Genomic DNA, 17,096 nt, shown 5'->3' with positions numbered 1-17,096 from the left:
CCCCTTTGTTGTTTGTGCCCTGGCGCACGGTGGCCAGGCGCGGCGCGGGGTAAGGTTTCCCCATGAGCTGGAGACGATACCCCCACATCGTGCGCAAGCTGCCCCTGGTCGCCTGGTGCGCTGTCACCGAATGGTTCGCGCACCGCGCCAGCAGCAAGGGCGCCGCCCTCGCCTTCTACACCCTGTTCTCGCTGGCGCCGATCCTGGTGCTGGTGATCGCCATCGCCGGCCTGTTCTATGGCAAGGAGGCGGCGCAGGGCGAGCTGTTCTTCCAGCTGCGCGGCCTGGTCGGCAGCCAGGGCGCGGAGGCGATCCAGCTGATCCTGTCCGGCGCCAGCAACGAGGAACAAGGGCTGCTGGCCGCGGTGGTCGCGGGCGCCCTGCTGCTGTTCGGCGCCACCAGCGTGTTCGCCGAACTGAAAAGCAGCCTGGATGAAATCTGGCAGCTGCCGCCGGTGCTGGACAACGGCCTGTGGGACACGCTGCGCACGCGCCTGCTGTCCTTCGGCATGGTACTGGTGCTGGCTTTCCTGCTGCTGGTATCGCTGGTGGTCAGCGCCGCCCTCACCCTGCTCGAGAAGAAGATGGGCGCCTACTGGCGCGACGCGGCGCAGCTGCTGACCCTGCTCAACCAGGCCATCAGCTTTTTCGTGATTGCCACCCTGTTCGGCGTGATCTATAAAATGCTGCCGCGCATCCGCCTGTCCTGGCACGATGTCACCATTGGCGCCCTTGGCACGGCGGCCCTGTTCACCTTGGGCAAATACGCGATCGGGGCGTATATCGGCAACAGCGGCATCACCGACAGTTTCGGCGCCGCCGGCTCCCTGATCGCGCTGCTGCTCTGGGTGTACTACTCGGCCCAGATTTTCTTCCTGGGCGCCGAGTTCGCGCGCCAGTACGCGCTGCAGTTGGGCAGCCTCACTCACCGAGCAACTCGGCCACCACCTCCAGCCCCTCCACCTTCTCCGCCACCACCTTGAGGATCACCACCAGCGGCACGCCCAGCAGCAAGCCCCACACGCCCCACAGCCAGCCCCAGAACAGCAGGCTGACAAAGACGGCGGCGGCGTTCATGCGCGCGATGCGGCCCGTCATCCAGGTGGCGATGCCGGTGCCGACCAGGGTCGCGATGGCGATCGAGGCCAGCACCACCAGCAGCACCAGCTGCAGCGATTCCGCCTGCAGGTAGGCCGCCACGCCCAAGGCACAGGCGATCAGCAGCGGGCCGAAGTACGGCATCAGGTGCAGCAGGCCGGCCACGATGGCCCAGGCGCCGGCGTTCTCCAGGCCGAGCGCATGGAGCGCCAGCCACATCAGCAGCGCCAGCAGCACATTGGTCACCAGCAGCATGAACATATAGCCCTGGATCGAGCTGTTGATCTCATCGAGGATGTGCACCGTCACCTTCTTGCGCGACAGCGAAGGCCCGGCCAGCTTGACCAGCTTGCGCTTGAAGGTGTCGCCCGACAGCAGCAGGAAGAACACCAGGAACACCACCATCGTGGCCTGGCTCAGGAAGGCCAGCAGGCCGCGCGAGCCGGCCCAGACCCAGTCGATCACCTTGATGTGGCTGCCCTCCTGGGTCAGCAGCGCCACCGGCTTGCGCGCCGGCGCGCTGGGCTTGCCGGCCGTGGCCTGCTCGATCTGGGTCGCCACATCCTGGATGCGCCGCAAGGTGCTGTCCTTGGCGTTGGTGGTGCTGGCCACCAGGCGCGACAGCTTGCGCCCGGCCTCGGGCAGCTCTTCGATGATGTTGGAAAATTCGAGGTGCACCTTCTCCGCCGTCACCGCCATGCCGAACAGGATGGCGCAGGTGACGATGGTGGTACCGAAAGCGCGCCGGATATGCAGGCGCTCCAGCCAGCCCACCAGGGGGTTCAGCGTGTAGGCCAGCAAAATGCCCAGCAGCAGGGGCACGAGGAAATCGCGGCCCCACTGCAAGGCATACAGGAAGGCAACGGTGGCGAGGATGGTCTGCGCCAGGCGCATGGTAACCCCGGCCACCCGTGCTTACTTGACGCGGATGTCGTTCTTCACTTCTTTCACGCCTTTGACGCCGCGCGCGATTTCACCGGCCTTGGTGATGTCGGCAGGCTGGGCGACAAAGCCGCTCAGCTGCACAGTGCCTTTAAAGGTCTCGACATTGATTTCCGTCGATTTCAGCGTGGGCTCGTTGAAGATGCTGGCTTTGACCTTGGTGGTCAGGGCGGTATCGTCGATGTACTCGCCGGCACTTTCGCGGGTTGGGCTGGAGGCGCAACCAGCCAGACCCAGAGTCGATGCGATGAATACGGCAGTAGCAAACGTGTGTACGATTTTCATGGCGTTTCTCCTAAGTGAAGGTGGGTGTTCCGGGCACTAGTGTCCAGCTAACAAGCCCTTCCTTCTGTTCGGTACCGAACATTGTGCGGAATCGCACAGACAAGCGCGACATGCAAGCCTAGGCTCATGCTATCCCACCTAAAGGAGGAGACGCTATGAAACCGACTGCACCCCTTATCGCCCTGATGCTGGCCGTGGCGGCGCTGGCCAGTGGTTGCGCCAGCAATTCGTCCTACCCGCAAGCGACCGATTATTCCACCATGTCCGACGCTGCCACCTACGGCACCATCGATTCGATCCGCGTGGTGCGCGTTGACCCGGCCACCAGCGGCGCCGGCGCCGTGGCTGGCGGCCTGCTGGGCGCGCTGGCCGGCAGCCAGATCGGTTCCGGCTCCGGCCGCACCGCCGCCACCGCCGCCGGCGCCATTGGCGGCGCGGTAGTCGGCAACCGGGTCGAGGAGAGCCGCAACATGCCGCGCGATGTGTACCAGATCAGCGTGCGGCTGGATAACGGCGACTACCGCACCATCAACCAGGACAGCGCCTACGACCTGCGCATCGGCAACCGCGTGCGCGTGGTCGACGGCCGCGTCTACCGCTACTAAGGGGAGCCTGCCATGACCACCATCCTGCTGATCCTGCTGGTCCTGATCGTCATTGGCGCCTTGCCCACCTGGCCGCACAGCCGCAGCTGGGGCTATGCCCCAAGCGGCGTGGCCGGGCTGATCGTCGTCGTCCTGCTCATCCTGCTGCTGACCGGCAGGCTCTAGCCCAAGGAGGCCGTCATGAAACTGCTGATTGGCGCCGCCCTGGCCCTGGCTTGCACAGGCCAGGCCGGCGCCCAGGTCACGCCGCCGGAGATCGCCCGGCAGCAGCTGCAAGAAATCCAGCGCGGCGACCCGCCGCGCTGGTCGCGGCCGGACCGCACTGAAGCGGCCCAGCTGGCCACACTGCGCAAGGAAATCAACGCCGCCTTGCGCGAGGCACTCGAAGCTTGCAAACAGCAAGGTGCCGGTACCCACAGCGCGTGCGTGAAAGCGGCGCGCGCCACCCACCGTGACGATTTGGCAAATTTGCGTCAAATTCATGTAGCATCACGAGATTTATCGCGCACATACGAGACCAGCGGCAAATAAAATTAGGCGGCCACAACCCCAAGTTATGGCCGCCTAATAAAAAGTCATCCTGACCAAAGGTCAGCTCGGGTATGATGCCCGCATGCCAGAAGCGTACCAATTCCAACGAGAGCAGCACCGCGCGACCACCGTGAGCCGGTTGGGCATTGGCACGGACTTATACGACAGGTATACCGCGCTGAGCGCGCCCTACGTCAGTCCGGTGCGCGTGCGCAAGGGCACCATCCTGCAGGAAGCCGGCGTCCGGGCCACCCACTATTACTGGATCGCCAGCGGCGTAGCGCGGCGCGGCCATATTTCCGTGGCCGGCGAAGACCTGACGCTGGGCTTTATCACCGAAGGCGAAAACACCGGCTCCCACACCGATATGATGGGCGGCCTGCAGGGCGAGCCGGCGCGCGAGTTCTTTGTCGCCGAGACGGCGGTGGAAGCCTGGCGCATCGACTGGGCCGCCATGCAGCGCCACAAGGCCGAGCACGGCTTTGTCCACGAGTACTACCTGAAGATTATCGAATGCAGCATCCGCCGCTATGCGGCCAACCTGCAAATCCGCAGCCACACCTCGGCCGAAGCGCGGCTGGAAGCCTTCCGCAGCCAGTTTCCCGGCCTGGAGCAGCGCCTGACCCAGCGCGCCCTGGCGTCCTACCTCGGCGTCACCACCCAGTACATGTCGCGCCTGCGGCGCGCGCCGTAAGCGCCGCGCTCACGCCTGGTCGCTTGGCTTGCGCCGCACCAGCCAGGTAACCCCGGCGGCCACCAGCACGCCCACCGCCAGCGCCGGCTTCCACAGCTTGCGCCGGCGCCCCATCCAGGAGGCCGCCGTCATCAGCAACGGCAGCGCGGTCTTGAAGTTGATGCCGGACAGGCCGCCGCCCGCACCGATGAAATGGCCGAGCCGCGCCTGCAGCGCGCCGATGGCCTGGTCGACCGCCCCGTGCAACATGGCTTGCGGCTGCAAGGCATTGATCACCTCATGTTTGGAGCGCAGCGTGCTCAGGCGGTACAACTCGCCCTCCCGCACCAAGCGCTCCTTGGCTACCGCCAGTGCCGCCAATTCCTTTTTGGACGCCATGGTTCCCCTTTCAAAGCAGCATATCGCGGTCGGACTTGAGTTCGACCATGGTCGCCGTCAAGCCCAGCTTGCCTTGCCGCACCACGCTGCGCGCCCACAGCACCAGGGCAACGGCCAGCACGGCGAACACGCCCGCCAGCACGGGCAGGATCCGCCAGCCCATTGCTTCCCAGCACAGGTAGATCAGGGTCGCCGTGCCGAAGGCAATGGCGAACCAGGCCGCCAGCATGGCGACGGCAAACACCAGGGTCAGCTGCAGCAAGGTGTCGCGCACCTCGGTCAGCTCGAGGGCTGCGAGTTCCAGGCGCGACAGTAAAAGGTGCAGGCAGTTTTTGGCAAGCCCGGCCAGTGAGGCAATCAGGCCGGGGGGTGGTGGGACCTGGTGCTCGGCGGACATTATTTACGGCCGAGGATAACGCCCACCAACAAGCCGACGCCGGCGGCCACGGCAATCGAACGCCACGGATTTTCCTTGACGTAGGCATCGGTGGTCGCGGCCGCCTGCTTGGCGCCGGCCACGGCGCTCGCTTGCGCTTCATGCACCTTGGACAGGGCCGTGTCGAGCGCCTTCATGCCGCGCCCGCGCAGCTCGTCCGCCTTTTCGCCGGTCAGGGCGGTGGCGGCCGTAAACAGCGCCTGTGCATCCTTGACCAGGGTCTTCACGTCGTTGTTGACGGTACTGATATTCTGTTCCAGCATGGTAGGACTCCTCTCTGGTAAGTACTTAAGTTACGCCAATAGGTCCCGCATATCGTCGGCGTGTTCTTCTTCCACCGCCATGATTTGCGTCAAGAGTTGCTTCGTTGTCGGGTCGCTGTCGCCGATCAGTTCGATCATCTGGCGATAGCTCTCGATGGCCACCCGTTCCGCCACCAGGTTGGCACGCACCATCGCTTGCACCTCCCTGGAGTCATCATACTCGGCATGGCTGCGGTCGAGCAACGTTGCTGGATTGAAATCAGGCTCGCCATTCAGCTGCACGATGCGCTCGGCCAGCCAGTCGGCATGTTCCTGCTCCTGCACCGCATGCTCCAGGAACTCGGCCTTGATGCCGGCGTTGCCCAGCCCGGTCACCGTGTAGTAGTGGCGCTTGTAGCGCTGGATGCACACCAGCTCGGTGGCCAGCGCCTCGTTCAACATTTGCAGCACCAGGGCGCGGTTGCCCTTATAGCCTTCGGTCACCGGACCGTCGGCCATATTGCGGGCTGCCGCGCGGATCGCGTTCTTGTCGATCATAAAATCTCCCTCGGTTTAGCGGCGGGTGGTGACCGGGCGCCCGGCTTCGGACAGCACGATCTCGACCCGGCGGTTGAGCTGGCGCTCGCCAGCCGTGGCATTGCCGGCCACCGGATAGGCTTCGCCATAGCCGCGCGTTTCAATGCGCGCGCGGTCCACGCCCATCTGGCTCAGGGCGCTGCGGATTGCTTCCGCGCGGCGCTGCGACAGCTGCAGGTTGTAGGCATCGCTGCCGGTGCTGTCGGTAAAGCCCTCCACCAGCACGCTGCGCTCCGGGTGGTCGCGCAACACGTCGGCCAGGCGCTGCGCGGTGGCCAGGCCTTGCGCGGTCAGGTTGGCCTGGTCCACATTGAACAGCACATCGCCAAAGGTGATCACGATGCCGCGCTCGGTTTGCTTGGCCTGCAGCTCGGACAGGGCGTTGGCCAGGGCGGCGGCGCGCGCCTGCGCATCGCGCGTTGCGGCCTCGGCGCTGGCGGCCTGGTTCTGCGCGGCCTGGGCCTGGTTCTGCGCCGCCTCGGCCTCCATGCGCGCCTGCTCGGCGCGGCGCTTGGCCGCTTCCGCCTCGGCGGTACGGGCGTCCAGCCGCACCTGGTCGCGCTGCGCGGCCGCATCCGTCATCCGGTCCTCGGCGGCGCGTGCGCGCGCGTATTCCTCGGCGCTGGCGATCTTCTGCTTGGCGACATAGGCCAGCTGGTCGATATTGGCCAGGCTTTCATTTTTCGCAGCGGCCGTATTGGCCTGGTCCAGCGCGCGCGTGGCGGCCGCCAGTTCGGTATTGGCGTACTTGGCCACCAGCGGGTTGCCCTGCGCTTGCGCGTAGTTGGCGCGCGCCAGCTCCAGCTCGGTGGTGGTGGTGGGCGCGGTGCTGCAGGCGGCCAGCAGAATGGCGGCGGCCAGCGCCGCGGGTTGGAACAATGGCTTGGACATGATGGCTCCTTTCTCAGCGCGTTGTGGTGCTGCTGTTGGCACGGTCAAGCTCTTCACGCAGGATGCGGATGTCTTCCTGCAGCCGATTGGCGGCCTCGGTGGCTTTCGCGCTGCTGGCTTTGCTTTGCGCCAGCTTGGCGTCGGCCTGGGCCTGCACCGCCAGGTCCTGTGCGGCGCGGTAGTCCTTGGCCGCCAGCGCCTGGTTGGCGCGCAGCACCTTGTCGCGCGCCGCCGCCATTTCGGCCGGCGCCAGTTCCGGCGCGCCGCTGGCGGCGGCGGCCTCGACCGCCGTACGCGACGAGGCCACTTCGGCCGTGGCCGGGGTCTTCATGCTGCTGCAACCGGCCAAGGCAAGGACGCACGCGGCGCCGATGGCGGGCAACAGCGGGTGGCAAGCTAAGCGATTAGGCGAATCCATTCTTGTTCTCCTCAAAGCGATTGGGGTACCGCAGTTATATAAGCTGCCGCGTTCGGGTTCAGTACGGTGCCGCACATTGCAGCAGGGCGGCGCGGTGTAGCCTTGTATCCATGGCACCTACTCTTTCTCGCCGTAGCAAGATCAGCCTGGCAGTACTGGGGGTCCTGCTGGCCATTCCGGCGGTGGCCCTGGTCCTCCTGCTCACCTATGACTGGAACCGCGCCCGTCCCTGGCTGGGCGCGCGCGCCAGCGAAGCACTGCAGCGGCCGGTGGAATTGCGCGGCGACTTGTCCCTGACCTGGCAGCGGACGGCGGGACCGCCTGTCGGCAGCTGGCGCGACCACATCCCGTGGCCGCACCTGGTGGCGCACGATGTCCACGTCGGCAATCCCGCGGGCTTGCCGCGCGGCGACACGGCATCCGCGCAGAAGCTGGCGTTTGCGCTCAGCCCCTTCGCCCTGCTGGGACGCACCATCGCCATTCCCGAACTGCGCTTCGAGCAGCCGCAGCTGGCCCTGCTGCGCCAGGCGGATGGGCGCAACAACTGGACCTTGCCGCCACGCCAGCCCTCGGCCTGGCGCGTCGAGCTGGAGCGCGTGGTGTTCACGCGCGGCACCATCCAGCTCGACGACGCGCAGCAGAAGATCCAGGCCACGGCCCGCCTCGACACGCTCGACAAGGACCCACGCTACGGCGTGCGCTGGACCCTGGACGGCCAATGGAACCGGCAGCCGATCGGCGGCCGGGGCAAAGCCGGCGCCGTGCTGGCCCTGCGCGACGGCGGCCAACCCTTCCCGATCCAGGCCGATGCCAAGCTCGGCCTGGTCAGCGTGGCAGCCGAGGGCACCCTGACCAACCCGGCCCGGCTGGCCGCCATCGACTTGCAGCTCAAGGTGGCGGGCGCCTCGGCCGCGCGCCTGTACCCGCTGACCGGCCTGCTGCTGCCGGAAACCCCGCCCTTCAGCACGGCCGGGCGTTTGCGCGGCCACCTGGCCCAGGGCGCCAGCCAGTGGACCTATGAGAAATTCACCGGCCGCGTGGGCGACAGCGATATCGCCGGCACCCTGTCCTACCAGCAGCGCCAGCCGCGCGGCTTGCTGACCGGCGCCCTGCATTCGCGCCTGCTGCAGTTCAGCGACCTGGGCCCGCTGGTGGGCGCCGACAGCAACGCCAGCAAGGCCGAGCGCGGCGTGGCGGCGGTGCAGCCGGCCGGCAAGGTGCTGCCGGTCGAAACCTTCCGCACCGAACGCTGGAAGGCGCTGGATGCCGATGTCAGCTTCCGCGCCGAGCGCATTGTGCGCACCAAGGAGCTGCCCCTCAGCCAGTTGCGCACCGCGTTCCACCTGAAGGATGGCGTGCTGCGCCTGGCGCCGCTCGACTTCGCCTTTGCCGGCGGCCAGGTCGCCTCCAAGGCCACGCTCGATGGCAGCAGCGGCGAGGCCGTGGCCGCCACGCTGGAAGCCAGCGCGCGCCGCGTCAAGCTGCACCAGCTGCTGCCCAAGCTGCCCGAACTCAAACAAGCGACCATCGGCGAAATCAATGCCTCGACCAAGCTCACGGCCAAGGGCAACTCGGTGGCCACCCTGCTGGCGCACTCGAACGGCGAGCTGAAGATGCTGGTGAACGATGGCACGGTGAGCAAATTGCTGCTGGAGCAGATGGGCCTGAATATTGGCAATATCGTGCTGACCAAGCTGTTCGGCGACAAGCCGGTGCACCTGAATTGCCTGGCCGGCGATTTCGCCGTGCGCGACGGCCTGGCGCAGACGCGCTACTTCCTGGCCGACACCGAGGATGCCACCGTGCGCATCCAGGGCACGGTCAACCTGGCCAGCGAGAACATCGACCTGACCCTGAAACCGGACAGCAAGGGCTTGCGCATCATCTCGCTGCGCGCGCCGATCTATGTGCGCGGCACGCTCAAGCAACCGGATGTCGATATCGACAAGGGCGTGATTGCCATGCGCGCCGGCGGCGCCCTGGCGCTCGGCGCGCTGGCGGCGCCGGCGGCCCTGATCCCCTTGATCAGCGCCGGCGGCCAGGGCGATAACCAGTGCACGGCGCTGCTGGCCGATGCGCGGCAAAAACCCAAGGCGCCGCCGCCCGGCACCAGGCAAAAGTAACAAACCGTTACAGCGTGAAATAGCGTACAGATCACTGCGCGGGCTCTGCGTAAGCTAGGAAACGTAATCCCTTACGGAGGACTCATCATGAAAACCACACAATTGACCAGCCGTATCGCCCTGCTTGCCGCCCTGCTGGGCCTGGGCGCCTGCTCCTCGATGTCGAACCAGGACAAGAATACCGCCATTGGCGCCGGGGTCGGCGCGGTGGCAGGCTCGGTGCTGACGGGCGGTTCCACCACCGGTGCGGTGGGCGGCGCCGTGGTCGGCGGCGTGATCGGCAACCAGGTGGACAAACCGCGCCGCTAAGAAGGAGCGCGCACCTGTTGGTAGCAATGGCAGGACACCGCTTCCAGGCCAGCCGGGTCCAATATTTCGATATTGCCCCGGCTGTAGCTGATCAGGCCCTGGCCTTGCAGTGCGCTGGCGGCCTTGGTCACGCCGACCCGGCGCACGCCCAGCGCGTGCGCCAGGAATTCGTGGGTCATGTGGAAGCGGTCCGATTGCAGGCGGTCGCGCGTCACCAGCAGGGAACGCGCCAGGCGCGCCTCCAGCACGTGGAAGCGGCTGCACACGGCGATCTGGATCGCTTGCGCCAGCAGGCCGTCGGTGTAGCGGTGCAAGAGGCGCTGCAAGGATTCCATCTCGGCGAACTCGGCGACGAAGTCGGCCGCCTCCATGCGCAAGGCGCTGCCGCTGCGCTGCACCACGGCGCGCACTTGGGCCCAGCGCTGGCCGAGCGCGACCGACGCGCCGACCATGCCTTCGCGCCCGGCCGAACCGACTTCCAGCGTCATGCGCCCTTCGGCCACCGCCAGCAGCGAGACCAGGGCTTCGAACGGGAAGTAAATGAAATCCATGGCTTGGCCAGCCTCGAACAGGATGTCGCCGGCCTCGAGTTCGACCAGTTCGCACAAGCCTTCGAGGTGTTCAAGGTCGTCTTCCGGCAAGGTGGCCAGAAGGCGGTTGCCAATACGGGGGGGTGGCGATTCACTGCTTGGAACGGTATGAAGATTCAAAGTCATTGCCGTCAGCCTGGAGAAGTTTAGGCGGAGCGTATCGGCTAACGCCGGGCCTGTATGTACGCTGACGCACGGAACCCTGCCCTGCCCGCCACCACAATATTTTCATCCATCAAAAACGGAGTCAAACATGGACAACAACAATATGCGCTACACCAACCATCCGGCGCTGCTGATTGCCGCCATTGCGGTGGTGCTGTTCTGCGGTGTCGGCATCGCCGCCATCATGGGTTGGCTGCCGCAGTCCGGCGCCGGCATGGGGCCGCCCATGGCCGAAGCGCCGGTACAGGTTGGCACCCAGGACATGGGGCCGCCGCCGCCGCCCGCCCACGCCCTGGCCGGCGAATCCGGCGCAGGCAGCTACGGCGGCGCCACGCGGTCCGCGCCCGCGCCGGCGCCGGTAGCAGCGCCCGCCCAGGTAGCAGCGCCTGCGGCCCCGGTCGCAGCGCCCGCTCCCGCCATTTGCCGCAGCTGCGGCGTGGTGGAGTCGGTGCGCACCATCAAGCAGCGCGCTGAGGGCAGCGGCCTGGGCGCGGCTGGCGGCGCCATCCTGGGCGGCTTGCTGGGCAACCAGGTCGGCAGTGGCTCGGGCCGCAAAGTCGCCACCGTGGCGGGCGCTGTCGGCGGCGCCGTGGTCGGCAACCAGGTCGAAGGCAATATGAAGGCCAGCACCCACTACGAAGTACGGGTGCGCATGGACGACGGCAAGCTCCGCACCATCAACAGCAACGCCGCCAGCTGGCAGCCCGGCGATGCGGTGAAGGTCGTCAAAGGCCGCCTGCAACGCCGCTGATGTTCGGCAGCGTACAGAAGCCAGCCGTGGCAGGGACAATAATGCAGCCAGGACTTCAGATAATGAGAGGAATACATCATGCTTTACACCATCGCTGTTGTGCTCATCGTCTTGTGGCTGCTGGGTCTAGTGACCTCCTACACCGTGGGTGGTTTCATCCATATCCTGCTGGTTGTGGCCGTCATCATGATCCTGCTGCGCCTGATCAGCGGACGCGGCATCTGACGAGCCGGCCCAGCCGGCATCCCAACCGGGGCGGGCACTGCAATGCAGGCCCGTCCCGTCTTTTTTCGCGCTAAAATTTCAATAAGGAGAATCCCATGCCATCGAAAACCCTGGTCGCGCTGCTGATTGCAGCCCTCGCAGCCACCGGCTGCGCCGATATGAACGCCACCCAGCGTGGCACCGCAACCGGCGCCGGTGTCGGCGCCGGCCTGGGCGCCGTGCTGGGCGCGGCCACCGGACCGGGCGGCGGCAAGCGCGCCGCCGGCGGCGCCGTGCTGGGCGCCGCAGTCGGCGCGGTGGTCGGCAATGTCTGGTCCAAGCGCATGGAAGCGCAAAAGCAGCAAATGGAACAGGCCACCCAAGGCACCGGCGTGCAAGTGAGCCAGACTGGCGACAACCGCCTGAAGCTGGAAATCCCGAGCGACATTTCATTTGACACCAACCGCTCCGACATCAAGCCCGACTTCCGCCCCATCCTCGACCGCTTCGCCACCACCCTGAACGAGAATCCGGCGACCACGGTCAACATCATCGGCCACACCGACAGCACCGGCAGCACCGCCATCAACCAGCCCTTGTCGGTGGACCGTGCCGCCCATACGCGCGACTACCTGGCCACGCGCGGCGTCGCCGCCAGCCGCATCGTGATCGAAGGCCGCGGCGCGCAGGAGCCGATCGCCTCCAACGACGATGCCGCCGGCCGCGCGCGCAACCGCCGCGTGGAAATCTACGTGGCCGAGCCACGCCCGCCGCAAGGCTAAGGAGGGGCCATGAGAAAGACCGCTATGCTGCTGCTATGCATGGCCGCCCTGCCGGCCATGGCGCAAACCCTGAAGCCAGGCTTGTGGGAGATGAATAACCGCATTGCGTCCGCCAGCCCGGAAACCATGGCGGTCATGCAGGCGGCCCAGCAGCAGTTGGGGAATATGGCGCCCGAGCAGCGCAAATCGCTGGAGCAAATGATGGCGCGCCACGGCGTCAACCTGAACCTGGGCAATGACGGCGGGGTGAAAGTGACCTATTGCCTGACCAAGGAAATGGCCGAGCGGCAGGAACTGCCGACCGGCCAGCCGGGCCAGTGCAGTGCCACGCGCACGCCGGTGCCGGGCGGCATGAATGTCGCCTTTACCTGCGCCCGGCCGCAATCGAGCGGCAATGGCCAGGTGATCTTCAATGGCGACACCGCCTTCAGCATGCGCATGAACGTCAACAGCGCGGCGCATGGCAAGCCGCAGACCATGCTGGTGGAAGGCAGCGGCCGCTGGCTGGGCGCCGATTGCGGCAGCGTCCAGCCGCCGGCCCCCATGGCCCCGATCAGCAAGCCGGGGCCGGATGTGAAGCCGCTTACTCGCCCCGCTCCATAAAGGCCCAGTACAGCTCGCGCGCCTTGCTGGCCACCGGGCCGGCCGGCAGGGTGCGGCTGTTATAGCGCACGCAGGGCGTGACCTTGCCGAAATTGCCGGTGTTGAAAATCTCGGTAGCGCTTTCCAGCTCTTCCGGCTTGACCGTGCGCTGTTCCACCGCGATCCCCGCCTCCGCCAGCAGCTGGATGACGCGCGCGCGCGTGATGCCGGCCAGGAAAGTGCCGTTCAGCGCCGGCGTCACCACCTTGCCTTGCGGCGTGACGAAAAACAGGTTGGCCGTGGCAAACTCGGCGACATTGCCCTGGCTGTCGCACATCACCGCATTGTCGTAACCGCGTTCCTTCGCTTCGCGCAGCACGCGGGTGGAGTTGGCGTACAGGGCCGAGGCTTTGGCATCGGTCGGCGCCATGTCCGGGTCGGGGCGGCGCAGGGCCGTCAGACAGGCCGAGAAACCGGTAAACGGCGGCAGCGGCGCGTCAAACAGGGTCAGCGCAAAAGACGCCTTGTCCGACACCGGGATCAGCAAGCCATCGGTAGCGAACACCAGCGGGCGGATATACAGCTCGGCATCGGCCGGGAAGCGCGCCACGCCCTCCTTCACCAGCTTTTCCATTTCCTCCACGCTGAGCGGGCATTCCAGGCCCAGGCTCTTGGCCGAGCGGATGACACGCTCCAGGTGCGGCCGCAGGTCCGGCAGTTTGCCGCGCACGGCGCGCGCGCCGTCAAAGACCGAGGAGCCCAGCCAGACGCTGTGGTCCATGGCGCCGAACACCGGCGCATTGCCTTCGACCCAGTTTCCATTGAAGTAAGTCAGATACATTGCATTCCCCGCGAAAAGTTCCAGCGGAAGAATGTAGCACATCAGAAAGCGTGGCGCAGGCCGATACTCAAGGCGCGGTTGCTTCTGCCGGCGTCGACGCCGGTGCCGTGCTGGTGGCGGATATGGGAAACGGCGGCATGTACCGCGCTGCGCTTGCTTAAGGCATAGGTCATGCCGATGGCGGCTTGCCGCGCATCCTGGTTGGGCCGGCTGCGGTCGTCTTTCTGGATGACGGAGGCCATGAAGGTGGCGCGGCCACTGGTGTAGGACACGCCGGCCAGCATGTCATGGCTGTACAGCGAAGGCATGGGCAACACCAGCGCACCGTAGGGATTGGCCGGGTCCCAGGGCGAGCTGCCAAGGCCGCGGTTGATGCCATAGCCGGCATATACGCTGGTGGCGCCGAAGTTCAGGGTGGCGGCCAGCAGGGTATTGCGCGAGGACAGATCCACCGGCTGGGTGGTGCCCACCGCTTCGATCGGGTTGCGCTTGCGCTGGTGGGCGATGCGAATATTGAAGATGCCATCCTTATACCCCAGCAGCGCGCCGTATGACCGGTTGCGCGAGGTGCTGAAGGCGGATTCGTCAAAGCTGTAGAGCGCGCTGGCGCTCCAGTGGCGGCTGATGGGCTGGGGGCGCCCCGCCGCTTGCGATTTCTTTTCGTCCTCCTCCAGCCGGAACAGCGCCGTCCGGTCCGTGCCGCGCAGCGGATCGCGGGCCAACAGGCCGCCCGCATCGCCGGTTCCGTAGGACTGGATGCCTTGGCCCGCCGCCAGCACGGGCATCATGAGCAGGATGGCAAGAACTTTCATGTTGTCAGCTTAGGGTAAGCAGGGTCGTGCAATCTGTGCGGACACAAACATAAAAGCGGAGACCGGTATGTCCAGCAAGCGTTGCAGTGCCGCCGAGGCGGTTCGCCTGGTGCGTGATGGCGATATGATCATTGTCCCGACCGGCGCGGGCGAGCCGCCCACCTTGCTGCATGAGCTCTCGGCCCAGCGCCGCAACTTCCACGGCGTGCAGGTGGCGCAAATCCTGGCCATGCGCAAATACGCCTATTTCGATCCGGAGACGGCGCACCATGTGCGGCACTGCGCGCTGTTCTTTGGCGGCGCCTCGCGGGCGGCGGGCCAGGCCGGCTGGGCCGACTTCATTCCGGCGTATTTCTCCGAGATCCCGGCCCTGATCGAACGCGGGCAAATGCCGGCCGACGTGGTGTTCGCACTGGCGTCGGCAATGGACGAGCACGGCAACTTCGCCCTCAGCCTGGGCGCCGACTACACCATGGCAGCGCTGCAGAAGGCGCGCGTGATCGTGCTGGAATCGAATCCCCATGTGCCGTTTGCCCATGGACAGTGCCATATCCATATCTCGCAGGTGACGGCGGTGGTGGAGAGCAGCGAGCCGGTGATCGAGGTTGGCTTGCCGCAGATTGGCGCGGTGCAGGAGGCCATTGCCGCCCATGTGGCGCCGATGATCGAAGATGGCTCGACCTTGCAGATCGGCTATGGCGGCATTCCCGATGCGGTCGTGATGCAGCTGACCAACAAGCAGGACCTGGGCATCCATACCGAAATGATCGGCGACGGCATCCTCAAGCTGGTGGAAGCCGGGGCCGTGACCAACCGCCGCAAGTCCTTCATGCCGGGCCGCATGGTGGCGACCTTTGCGCTCGGTTCGCGCAAGCTGTACGACTTCATGCACCACAACCCGATGCTGGAAATGCATCCGGTCAGCTTTACCAACGATCCCTACATCGCCGGCCAGAACGACAAGCTGGTGTCGATCAACGCCAGCCTGCAGGTCGATCTGCTGGGCCAGTGCGGCTCGGAAAGCCTGGCCCACCTGCCCTACTCCGGCACCGGCGGCCAGGTCGACTTTGTGCGTGCCGCCAACCGCTCGCGCGGCGGCAAGTCCTTCATCGTGCTGCCGTCCACGGCCAAGGACGGCAGCATCTCGCGCATCGTGCCGACGCTGTCGCCAGGCACGCACGTGACCACCAGCAAAAACGATATCAACTATGTGGTCACCGAATACGGCGTGGCGCAATTGCGCGGCAAATCGGCCAAGCAGCGGGCGGAAGCCTTGGCCGGCATTGCCCACCCCGACTTCCGCGCCGAGTTGCGGCGCGAGGCGGCGCGGCTGAACTACAGCTGACTATGTTCGCCAGCGAACAATCAAACGTTCGCGGCTGTCATAGACTGGCCCCCGGAGGTGTTCCAATGAGGGCAAATCAGGTGCTGGTCATGATCCTCGCAAGCTGGTCCTTGCTGGCTTGCGCGTCGCTGCCGGAGGTCGATGCGGACCGCACCAAGCAGCGCGCATCCGCCGTGCCGCACGTGGTGAACGCGTCCGGCAAGCTGCCGCGCCAGACGACGGAACAATTGCTGAAGAAGCGCTGGGCCAAGTCCACCCTGGACCTGAAGGCCCAGGCCGCGCTGGAAGAAGCGGCCACCGGCGTGCCGCTGATCGCCGGCAATAAGGTGCAATTGCTGTTCGACGGCCCGCAAACGATGGCGGAGATGATGAAGGCCATCGCCGCCGCCCGCAACCATATCAACTTCGAGACCTATATTTTCGACCAGGACGAGCTGGGCGAGCAGTTTGCCGATTTGCTGGTGCAAAAGCAGCGCGAAGGCGTGGTGGTGAATGTGATCTACGACAGCGTGGGGACGCTGGGCGTGCCGCAAGCCTTCTTCGACCGCATGCGCGAAGGCGGCGTGCGCCTGATTGCGTTCAACCCGGTGAATCCGGCCAAAACGCGCGGCAATGGCTGGAAGCTGAATAACCGCGACCATCGCAAGATGCTGATCGTGGATGGCAAAGTGGGCTTCACCGGCGGCATCAATATCAGCGACACCTACGCCAAGAGTTCCCCCTTCCGCTCGGGTTCGGGCGCCGGCCGCAAAGCGCGCGCCGAGGGCGAAGAGGATGTCGGCTGGCGCGACACCCATGTGCGCATCGAAGGGCCGGCGGTGCAGGCCATGCAGTGGCTGTTCATACAAACCTGGATCGAGCAGGATGCCGAGGATTTGCGCGATGCGAACTATTTCCTGACGGTGCCGGCGGCCGGCGACAAAGTCATGCGGGTGCTCGGTTCCAAGCCGGATGGCCACTTCGAAATCTACAAGGCCTTGCTGCTGGCGATCCAGGAGGCGAAAAAGTCGGTTCATATCACTTGCGCCTATTTCGTGCCGGATGACCAAACCTTGCAGGCGCTGGTCGATGCGGCCCGGCGCGGGGTCGAGGTGAAGCTGGTGCTGCCCAGCGTGTCGGACAGCGGGCTGGTGTTCCATGCCGGGCGCGCCTCCTATCAGCCGCTACTGGAAGCGGGCGTGAAGATTTATGAGCTCAAGCTATCCGTGCTGCATGCCAAGACGGTTGTCATCGACGGCGTCTGGTCCACGGTCGGCTCCACCAATATCGACCGCCGCAGTTTCCAGCACAACAGCGAGGTCAATGTCATTGTCATGGGCGACGTGTTTGGCCAGGAGATGGAGAGCGCCTTCAAGGAAGACCTGCGCAACTCAAGCGAGGTCACCCTCGCCAGCTGGAAAAAACGCCCGCTCACCATGCGCCTCAAGGAGTGGATGGCGCAGGTGTGGGATTACTGGCTGTGACGTTTGATCGTT

Annotated in this window: 24 protein-coding genes; 13 read left to right on the top strand and 11 right to left on the bottom strand. The window is 65.8% G+C overall.

All coding sequences use genetic code 11. The features are described from left to right. The first annotated feature begins 62 nt into the window (after nt 1-62). Complete coding sequence (locus GTP41_RS08035; RefSeq protein ID WP_161025061.1) at nt 63-983, top strand: YihY/virulence factor BrkB family protein; 921 nt, start codon at nt 63-65, stop codon at nt 981-983. On the opposite strand, the gene GTP41_RS08030 is transcribed toward GTP41_RS08035, so the two are convergent. Together GTP41_RS08030 and GTP41_RS08025 are read right to left on the bottom strand one after the other, a co-directional pair. Beyond that, nucleotides 922-1,992 carry an AI-2E family transporter gene (locus GTP41_RS08030; protein ID WP_161025060.1) on the bottom strand — a complete coding sequence of 357 codons (1,071 nt, stop codon included), beginning with the start codon at nt 1,990-1,992 and terminating at the stop codon, nt 922-924. The genes GTP41_RS08035 and GTP41_RS08030 overlap by 62 nt on opposite strands. A 21-nt stretch (nt 1,993-2,013) precedes the next feature. After that, nucleotides 2,014-2,325, bottom strand: coding sequence for a BON domain-containing protein (locus GTP41_RS08025; protein ID WP_161025059.1), 312 nt, complete (start codon nt 2,323-2,325; stop codon nt 2,014-2,016). A gap of 155 nt (nt 2,326-2,480) precedes the next feature. On the opposite strand from GTP41_RS08025, the gene GTP41_RS08020 reads away from it, so the two are divergent. The 4 genes from GTP41_RS08020 to GTP41_RS08005 all read left to right on the top strand — a co-directional run bounded on the left by GTP41_RS08020 (nt 2,481) and on the right by GTP41_RS08005 (nt 4,155). Beyond that, on the top strand, nt 2,481-2,930 hold the full coding sequence (locus GTP41_RS08020) for a glycine zipper 2TM domain-containing protein (protein WP_161025058.1): 450 nt from the start codon (nt 2,481-2,483) through the stop codon (nt 2,928-2,930). Between the two features lie 12 nt (nt 2,931-2,942). After that, entirely contained in the window at nt 2,943-3,095 is a 153-nt protein-coding gene (locus GTP41_RS08015; RefSeq protein ID WP_161025057.1) for a DUF3309 domain-containing protein, read from the top strand. 15 nt (nt 3,096-3,110) lie between these two features. Beyond that, entirely contained in the window at nt 3,111-3,461 is a 351-nt protein-coding gene (locus GTP41_RS08010; RefSeq protein ID WP_161025056.1) for a hypothetical protein, read from the top strand. 82 nt (nt 3,462-3,543) lie between these two features. Continuing rightward, nucleotides 3,544-4,155: a Crp/Fnr family transcriptional regulator gene (locus GTP41_RS08005; protein ID WP_161025055.1), complete on the top strand. Its 612-nt coding sequence runs from the start codon at nt 3,544-3,546 to the stop codon at nt 4,153-4,155. Nucleotides 4,156-4,164: 9 nt separating this feature from the next. On the opposite strand, the gene GTP41_RS08000 is transcribed toward GTP41_RS08005, so the two are convergent. Genes GTP41_RS08000 through GTP41_RS07975 form a run of 6 tightly spaced genes read right to left on the bottom strand, consistent with a single transcriptional unit; the run spans nt 4,165 to nt 7,117 of the window. Then, entirely contained in the window at nt 4,165-4,533 is a 369-nt protein-coding gene (locus GTP41_RS08000) for a hypothetical protein (protein WP_161025054.1), read from the bottom strand. 10 nt (nt 4,534-4,543) lie between these two features. After that, entirely contained in the window at nt 4,544-4,930 is a 387-nt protein-coding gene (locus GTP41_RS07995; protein ID WP_161025053.1) for a phage holin family protein, read from the bottom strand. Continuing rightward, a complete protein-coding gene (locus GTP41_RS07990; RefSeq protein ID WP_161025052.1) occupies nt 4,930-5,232 on the bottom strand; it encodes an ElaB/YgaM/YqjD family protein in 303 nt (100 codons plus the stop codon). Before GTP41_RS07990 ends, GTP41_RS07995 begins: the two co-directional genes overlap by 1 nt. A gap of 30 nt (nt 5,233-5,262) precedes the next feature. Beyond that, nucleotides 5,263-5,769, bottom strand: a complete 507-nt coding sequence (locus GTP41_RS07985; protein WP_161025051.1) for a ferritin-like domain-containing protein — start codon at nt 5,767-5,769, stop codon at nt 5,263-5,265. A 15-nt stretch (nt 5,770-5,784) separates the two neighbouring features. After that, nucleotides 5,785-6,699, bottom strand: a complete 915-nt coding sequence (locus tag GTP41_RS07980) for an OmpA family protein (RefSeq protein WP_161025050.1) — start codon at nt 6,697-6,699, stop codon at nt 5,785-5,787. 13 nt (nt 6,700-6,712) lie between these two features. Then, nucleotides 6,713-7,117: a DUF4398 domain-containing protein gene (locus GTP41_RS07975; protein ID WP_161025049.1), complete on the bottom strand. Its 405-nt coding sequence runs from the start codon at nt 7,115-7,117 to the stop codon at nt 6,713-6,715. Nucleotides 7,118-7,227: 110 nt separating this feature from the next. Here GTP41_RS07975 and GTP41_RS07970 point away from each other — a divergent pair, with 110 nt between their 5' ends. Next, nucleotides 7,228-9,240 (top strand): AsmA family protein, encoded by a 2,013-nt coding sequence (locus GTP41_RS07970; protein ID WP_161025048.1) that lies wholly within the window; start codon nt 7,228-7,230, stop codon nt 9,238-9,240. A gap of 87 nt (nt 9,241-9,327) precedes the next feature. After that, nucleotides 9,328-9,549 carry a YMGG-like glycine zipper-containing protein gene (locus GTP41_RS07965; RefSeq protein ID WP_161025047.1) on the top strand — a complete coding sequence of 74 codons (222 nt, stop codon included), beginning with the start codon at nt 9,328-9,330 and terminating at the stop codon, nt 9,547-9,549. Here GTP41_RS07965 and GTP41_RS07960 read toward each other — a convergent pair. Next, complete coding sequence (locus tag GTP41_RS07960) at nt 9,546-10,265, bottom strand: Crp/Fnr family transcriptional regulator (protein WP_161025046.1); 720 nt, start codon at nt 10,263-10,265, stop codon at nt 9,546-9,548. The two genes, GTP41_RS07965 and GTP41_RS07960, sit on opposite strands and share 4 nt — an antisense overlap. Before the next feature lie 127 nt (nt 10,266-10,392). Between GTP41_RS07960 and GTP41_RS07955 the strand changes: the two genes are divergently transcribed. The 4 genes from GTP41_RS07955 to GTP41_RS07940 all read left to right on the top strand — a co-directional run bounded on the left by GTP41_RS07955 (nt 10,393) and on the right by GTP41_RS07940 (nt 12,644). Next, nucleotides 10,393-11,055 (top strand): glycine zipper 2TM domain-containing protein, encoded by a 663-nt coding sequence (locus tag GTP41_RS07955; RefSeq protein WP_161025045.1) that lies wholly within the window; start codon nt 10,393-10,395, stop codon nt 11,053-11,055. A 78-nt stretch (nt 11,056-11,133) separates the two neighbouring features. Further along, complete coding sequence (locus tag GTP41_RS07950) at nt 11,134-11,280, top strand: lmo0937 family membrane protein (protein ID WP_161025044.1); 147 nt, start codon at nt 11,134-11,136, stop codon at nt 11,278-11,280. Between the two features lie 95 nt (nt 11,281-11,375). Further along, a complete protein-coding gene (locus GTP41_RS07945) occupies nt 11,376-12,041 on the top strand; it encodes a YiaD family glycine zipper/OmpA-like lipoprotein (protein ID WP_161025043.1) in 666 nt (221 codons plus the stop codon). Between the two features lie 9 nt (nt 12,042-12,050). Continuing rightward, the gene (locus GTP41_RS07940; protein ID WP_161025042.1) at nt 12,051-12,644 is read left to right on the top strand and encodes a DUF3617 domain-containing protein; all 594 of its coding nucleotides are present in this window, start codon (nt 12,051-12,053) and stop codon (nt 12,642-12,644) included. Here the strand turns inward: GTP41_RS07940 and GTP41_RS07935 are convergent. Together GTP41_RS07935 and GTP41_RS07930 are read right to left on the bottom strand one after the other, a co-directional pair. Continuing rightward, a complete protein-coding gene (locus GTP41_RS07935; RefSeq protein ID WP_161025041.1) occupies nt 12,625-13,464 on the bottom strand; it encodes a branched-chain amino acid aminotransferase in 840 nt (279 codons plus the stop codon). The two genes, GTP41_RS07940 and GTP41_RS07935, sit on opposite strands and share 20 nt — an antisense overlap. A gap of 41 nt (nt 13,465-13,505) precedes the next feature. After that, entirely contained in the window at nt 13,506-14,276 is a 771-nt protein-coding gene (locus GTP41_RS07930; RefSeq protein ID WP_161025040.1) for a porin, read from the bottom strand. A 67-nt stretch (nt 14,277-14,343) separates the two neighbouring features. Between GTP41_RS07930 and GTP41_RS07925 the strand changes: the two genes are divergently transcribed. Together GTP41_RS07925 and cls are read left to right on the top strand one after the other, a co-directional pair. Further along, nucleotides 14,344-15,621: an acetyl-CoA hydrolase/transferase family protein gene (locus tag GTP41_RS07925; RefSeq protein ID WP_161025039.1), complete on the top strand. Its 1,278-nt coding sequence runs from the start codon at nt 14,344-14,346 to the stop codon at nt 15,619-15,621. Nucleotides 15,622-15,686: 65 nt separating this feature from the next. Beyond that, nucleotides 15,687-17,084: a cardiolipin synthase gene (gene cls / locus GTP41_RS07920; RefSeq protein WP_161025038.1), complete on the top strand. Its 1,398-nt coding sequence runs from the start codon at nt 15,687-15,689 to the stop codon at nt 17,082-17,084. The last annotated feature ends 12 nt before the right edge of the window (nt 17,085-17,096 follow it).

Origin of the sequence: Pseudoduganella guangdongensis (genome assembly GCF_009857475.1) — a bacterium.
In the GTDB taxonomy this organism is placed as follows: domain Bacteria; phylum Pseudomonadota; class Gammaproteobacteria; order Burkholderiales; family Burkholderiaceae_D; genus Rugamonas; species Rugamonas guangdongensis.
This window is presented reverse-complemented; position numbering and strand designations above follow the sequence as displayed.

Bases quoted from the DNA above. Each gene is read 5' to 3' on its own strand.
- GTP41_RS07930 (WP_161025040.1), bottom strand. From the start codon at position 14,276: ATGAAAGTTCTTGCCATCCTGCTCATGATGCCCGTGCTGGCGGCGGGC.
- GTP41_RS07985 (WP_161025051.1), bottom strand. From the start codon at position 5,769: ATGATCGACAAGAACGCGATCCGCGCGGCAGCCCGCAATATGGCCGAC.
- GTP41_RS07965 (WP_161025047.1), top strand. From the start codon at position 9,328: ATGAAAACCACACAATTGACCAGCCGTATCGCCCTGCTTGCCGCCCTG.
- GTP41_RS07950 (WP_161025044.1), top strand. From the start codon at position 11,134: ATGCTTTACACCATCGCTGTTGTGCTCATCGTCTTGTGGCTGCTGGGT.
- GTP41_RS08015 (WP_161025057.1), top strand. From the start codon at position 2,943: ATGACCACCATCCTGCTGATCCTGCTGGTCCTGATCGTCATTGGCGCC.
- GTP41_RS07940 (WP_161025042.1), top strand. From the start codon at position 12,051: ATGAGAAAGACCGCTATGCTGCTGCTATGCATGGCCGCCCTGCCGGCC.
- GTP41_RS07945 (WP_161025043.1), top strand. From the start codon at position 11,376: ATGCCATCGAAAACCCTGGTCGCGCTGCTGATTGCAGCCCTCGCAGCC.
- GTP41_RS07960 (WP_161025046.1), bottom strand. From the start codon at position 10,265: ATGACTTTGAATCTTCATACCGTTCCAAGCAGTGAATCGCCACCCCCC.
- GTP41_RS07990 (WP_161025052.1), bottom strand. From the start codon at position 5,232: ATGCTGGAACAGAATATCAGTACCGTCAACAACGACGTGAAGACCCTG.
- GTP41_RS07970 (WP_161025048.1), top strand. From the start codon at position 7,228: ATGGCACCTACTCTTTCTCGCCGTAGCAAGATCAGCCTGGCAGTACTG.
- GTP41_RS08025 (WP_161025059.1), bottom strand. From the start codon at position 2,325: ATGAAAATCGTACACACGTTTGCTACTGCCGTATTCATCGCATCGACT.
- GTP41_RS08010 (WP_161025056.1), top strand. From the start codon at position 3,111: ATGAAACTGCTGATTGGCGCCGCCCTGGCCCTGGCTTGCACAGGCCAG.
- GTP41_RS07980 (WP_161025050.1), bottom strand. From the start codon at position 6,699: ATGTCCAAGCCATTGTTCCAACCCGCGGCGCTGGCCGCCGCCATTCTG.
- GTP41_RS07925 (WP_161025039.1), top strand. From the start codon at position 14,344: ATGTCCAGCAAGCGTTGCAGTGCCGCCGAGGCGGTTCGCCTGGTGCGT.
- GTP41_RS07975 (WP_161025049.1), bottom strand. From the start codon at position 7,117: ATGGATTCGCCTAATCGCTTAGCTTGCCACCCGCTGTTGCCCGCCATC.
- cls (WP_161025038.1), top strand. From the start codon at position 15,687: ATGAGGGCAAATCAGGTGCTGGTCATGATCCTCGCAAGCTGGTCCTTG.
- GTP41_RS07935 (WP_161025041.1), bottom strand. From the start codon at position 13,464: ATGTATCTGACTTACTTCAATGGAAACTGGGTCGAAGGCAATGCGCCG.
- GTP41_RS07955 (WP_161025045.1), top strand. From the start codon at position 10,393: ATGGACAACAACAATATGCGCTACACCAACCATCCGGCGCTGCTGATT.
- GTP41_RS08005 (WP_161025055.1), top strand. From the start codon at position 3,544: ATGCCAGAAGCGTACCAATTCCAACGAGAGCAGCACCGCGCGACCACC.
- GTP41_RS08000 (WP_161025054.1), bottom strand. From the start codon at position 4,533: ATGGCGTCCAAAAAGGAATTGGCGGCACTGGCGGTAGCCAAGGAGCGC.
- GTP41_RS07995 (WP_161025053.1), bottom strand. From the start codon at position 4,930: ATGTCCGCCGAGCACCAGGTCCCACCACCCCCCGGCCTGATTGCCTCA.
- GTP41_RS08020 (WP_161025058.1), top strand. From the start codon at position 2,481: ATGAAACCGACTGCACCCCTTATCGCCCTGATGCTGGCCGTGGCGGCG.
- GTP41_RS08030 (WP_161025060.1), bottom strand. From the start codon at position 1,992: ATGCGCCTGGCGCAGACCATCCTCGCCACCGTTGCCTTCCTGTATGCC.
- GTP41_RS08035 (WP_161025061.1), top strand. From the start codon at position 63: ATGAGCTGGAGACGATACCCCCACATCGTGCGCAAGCTGCCCCTGGTC.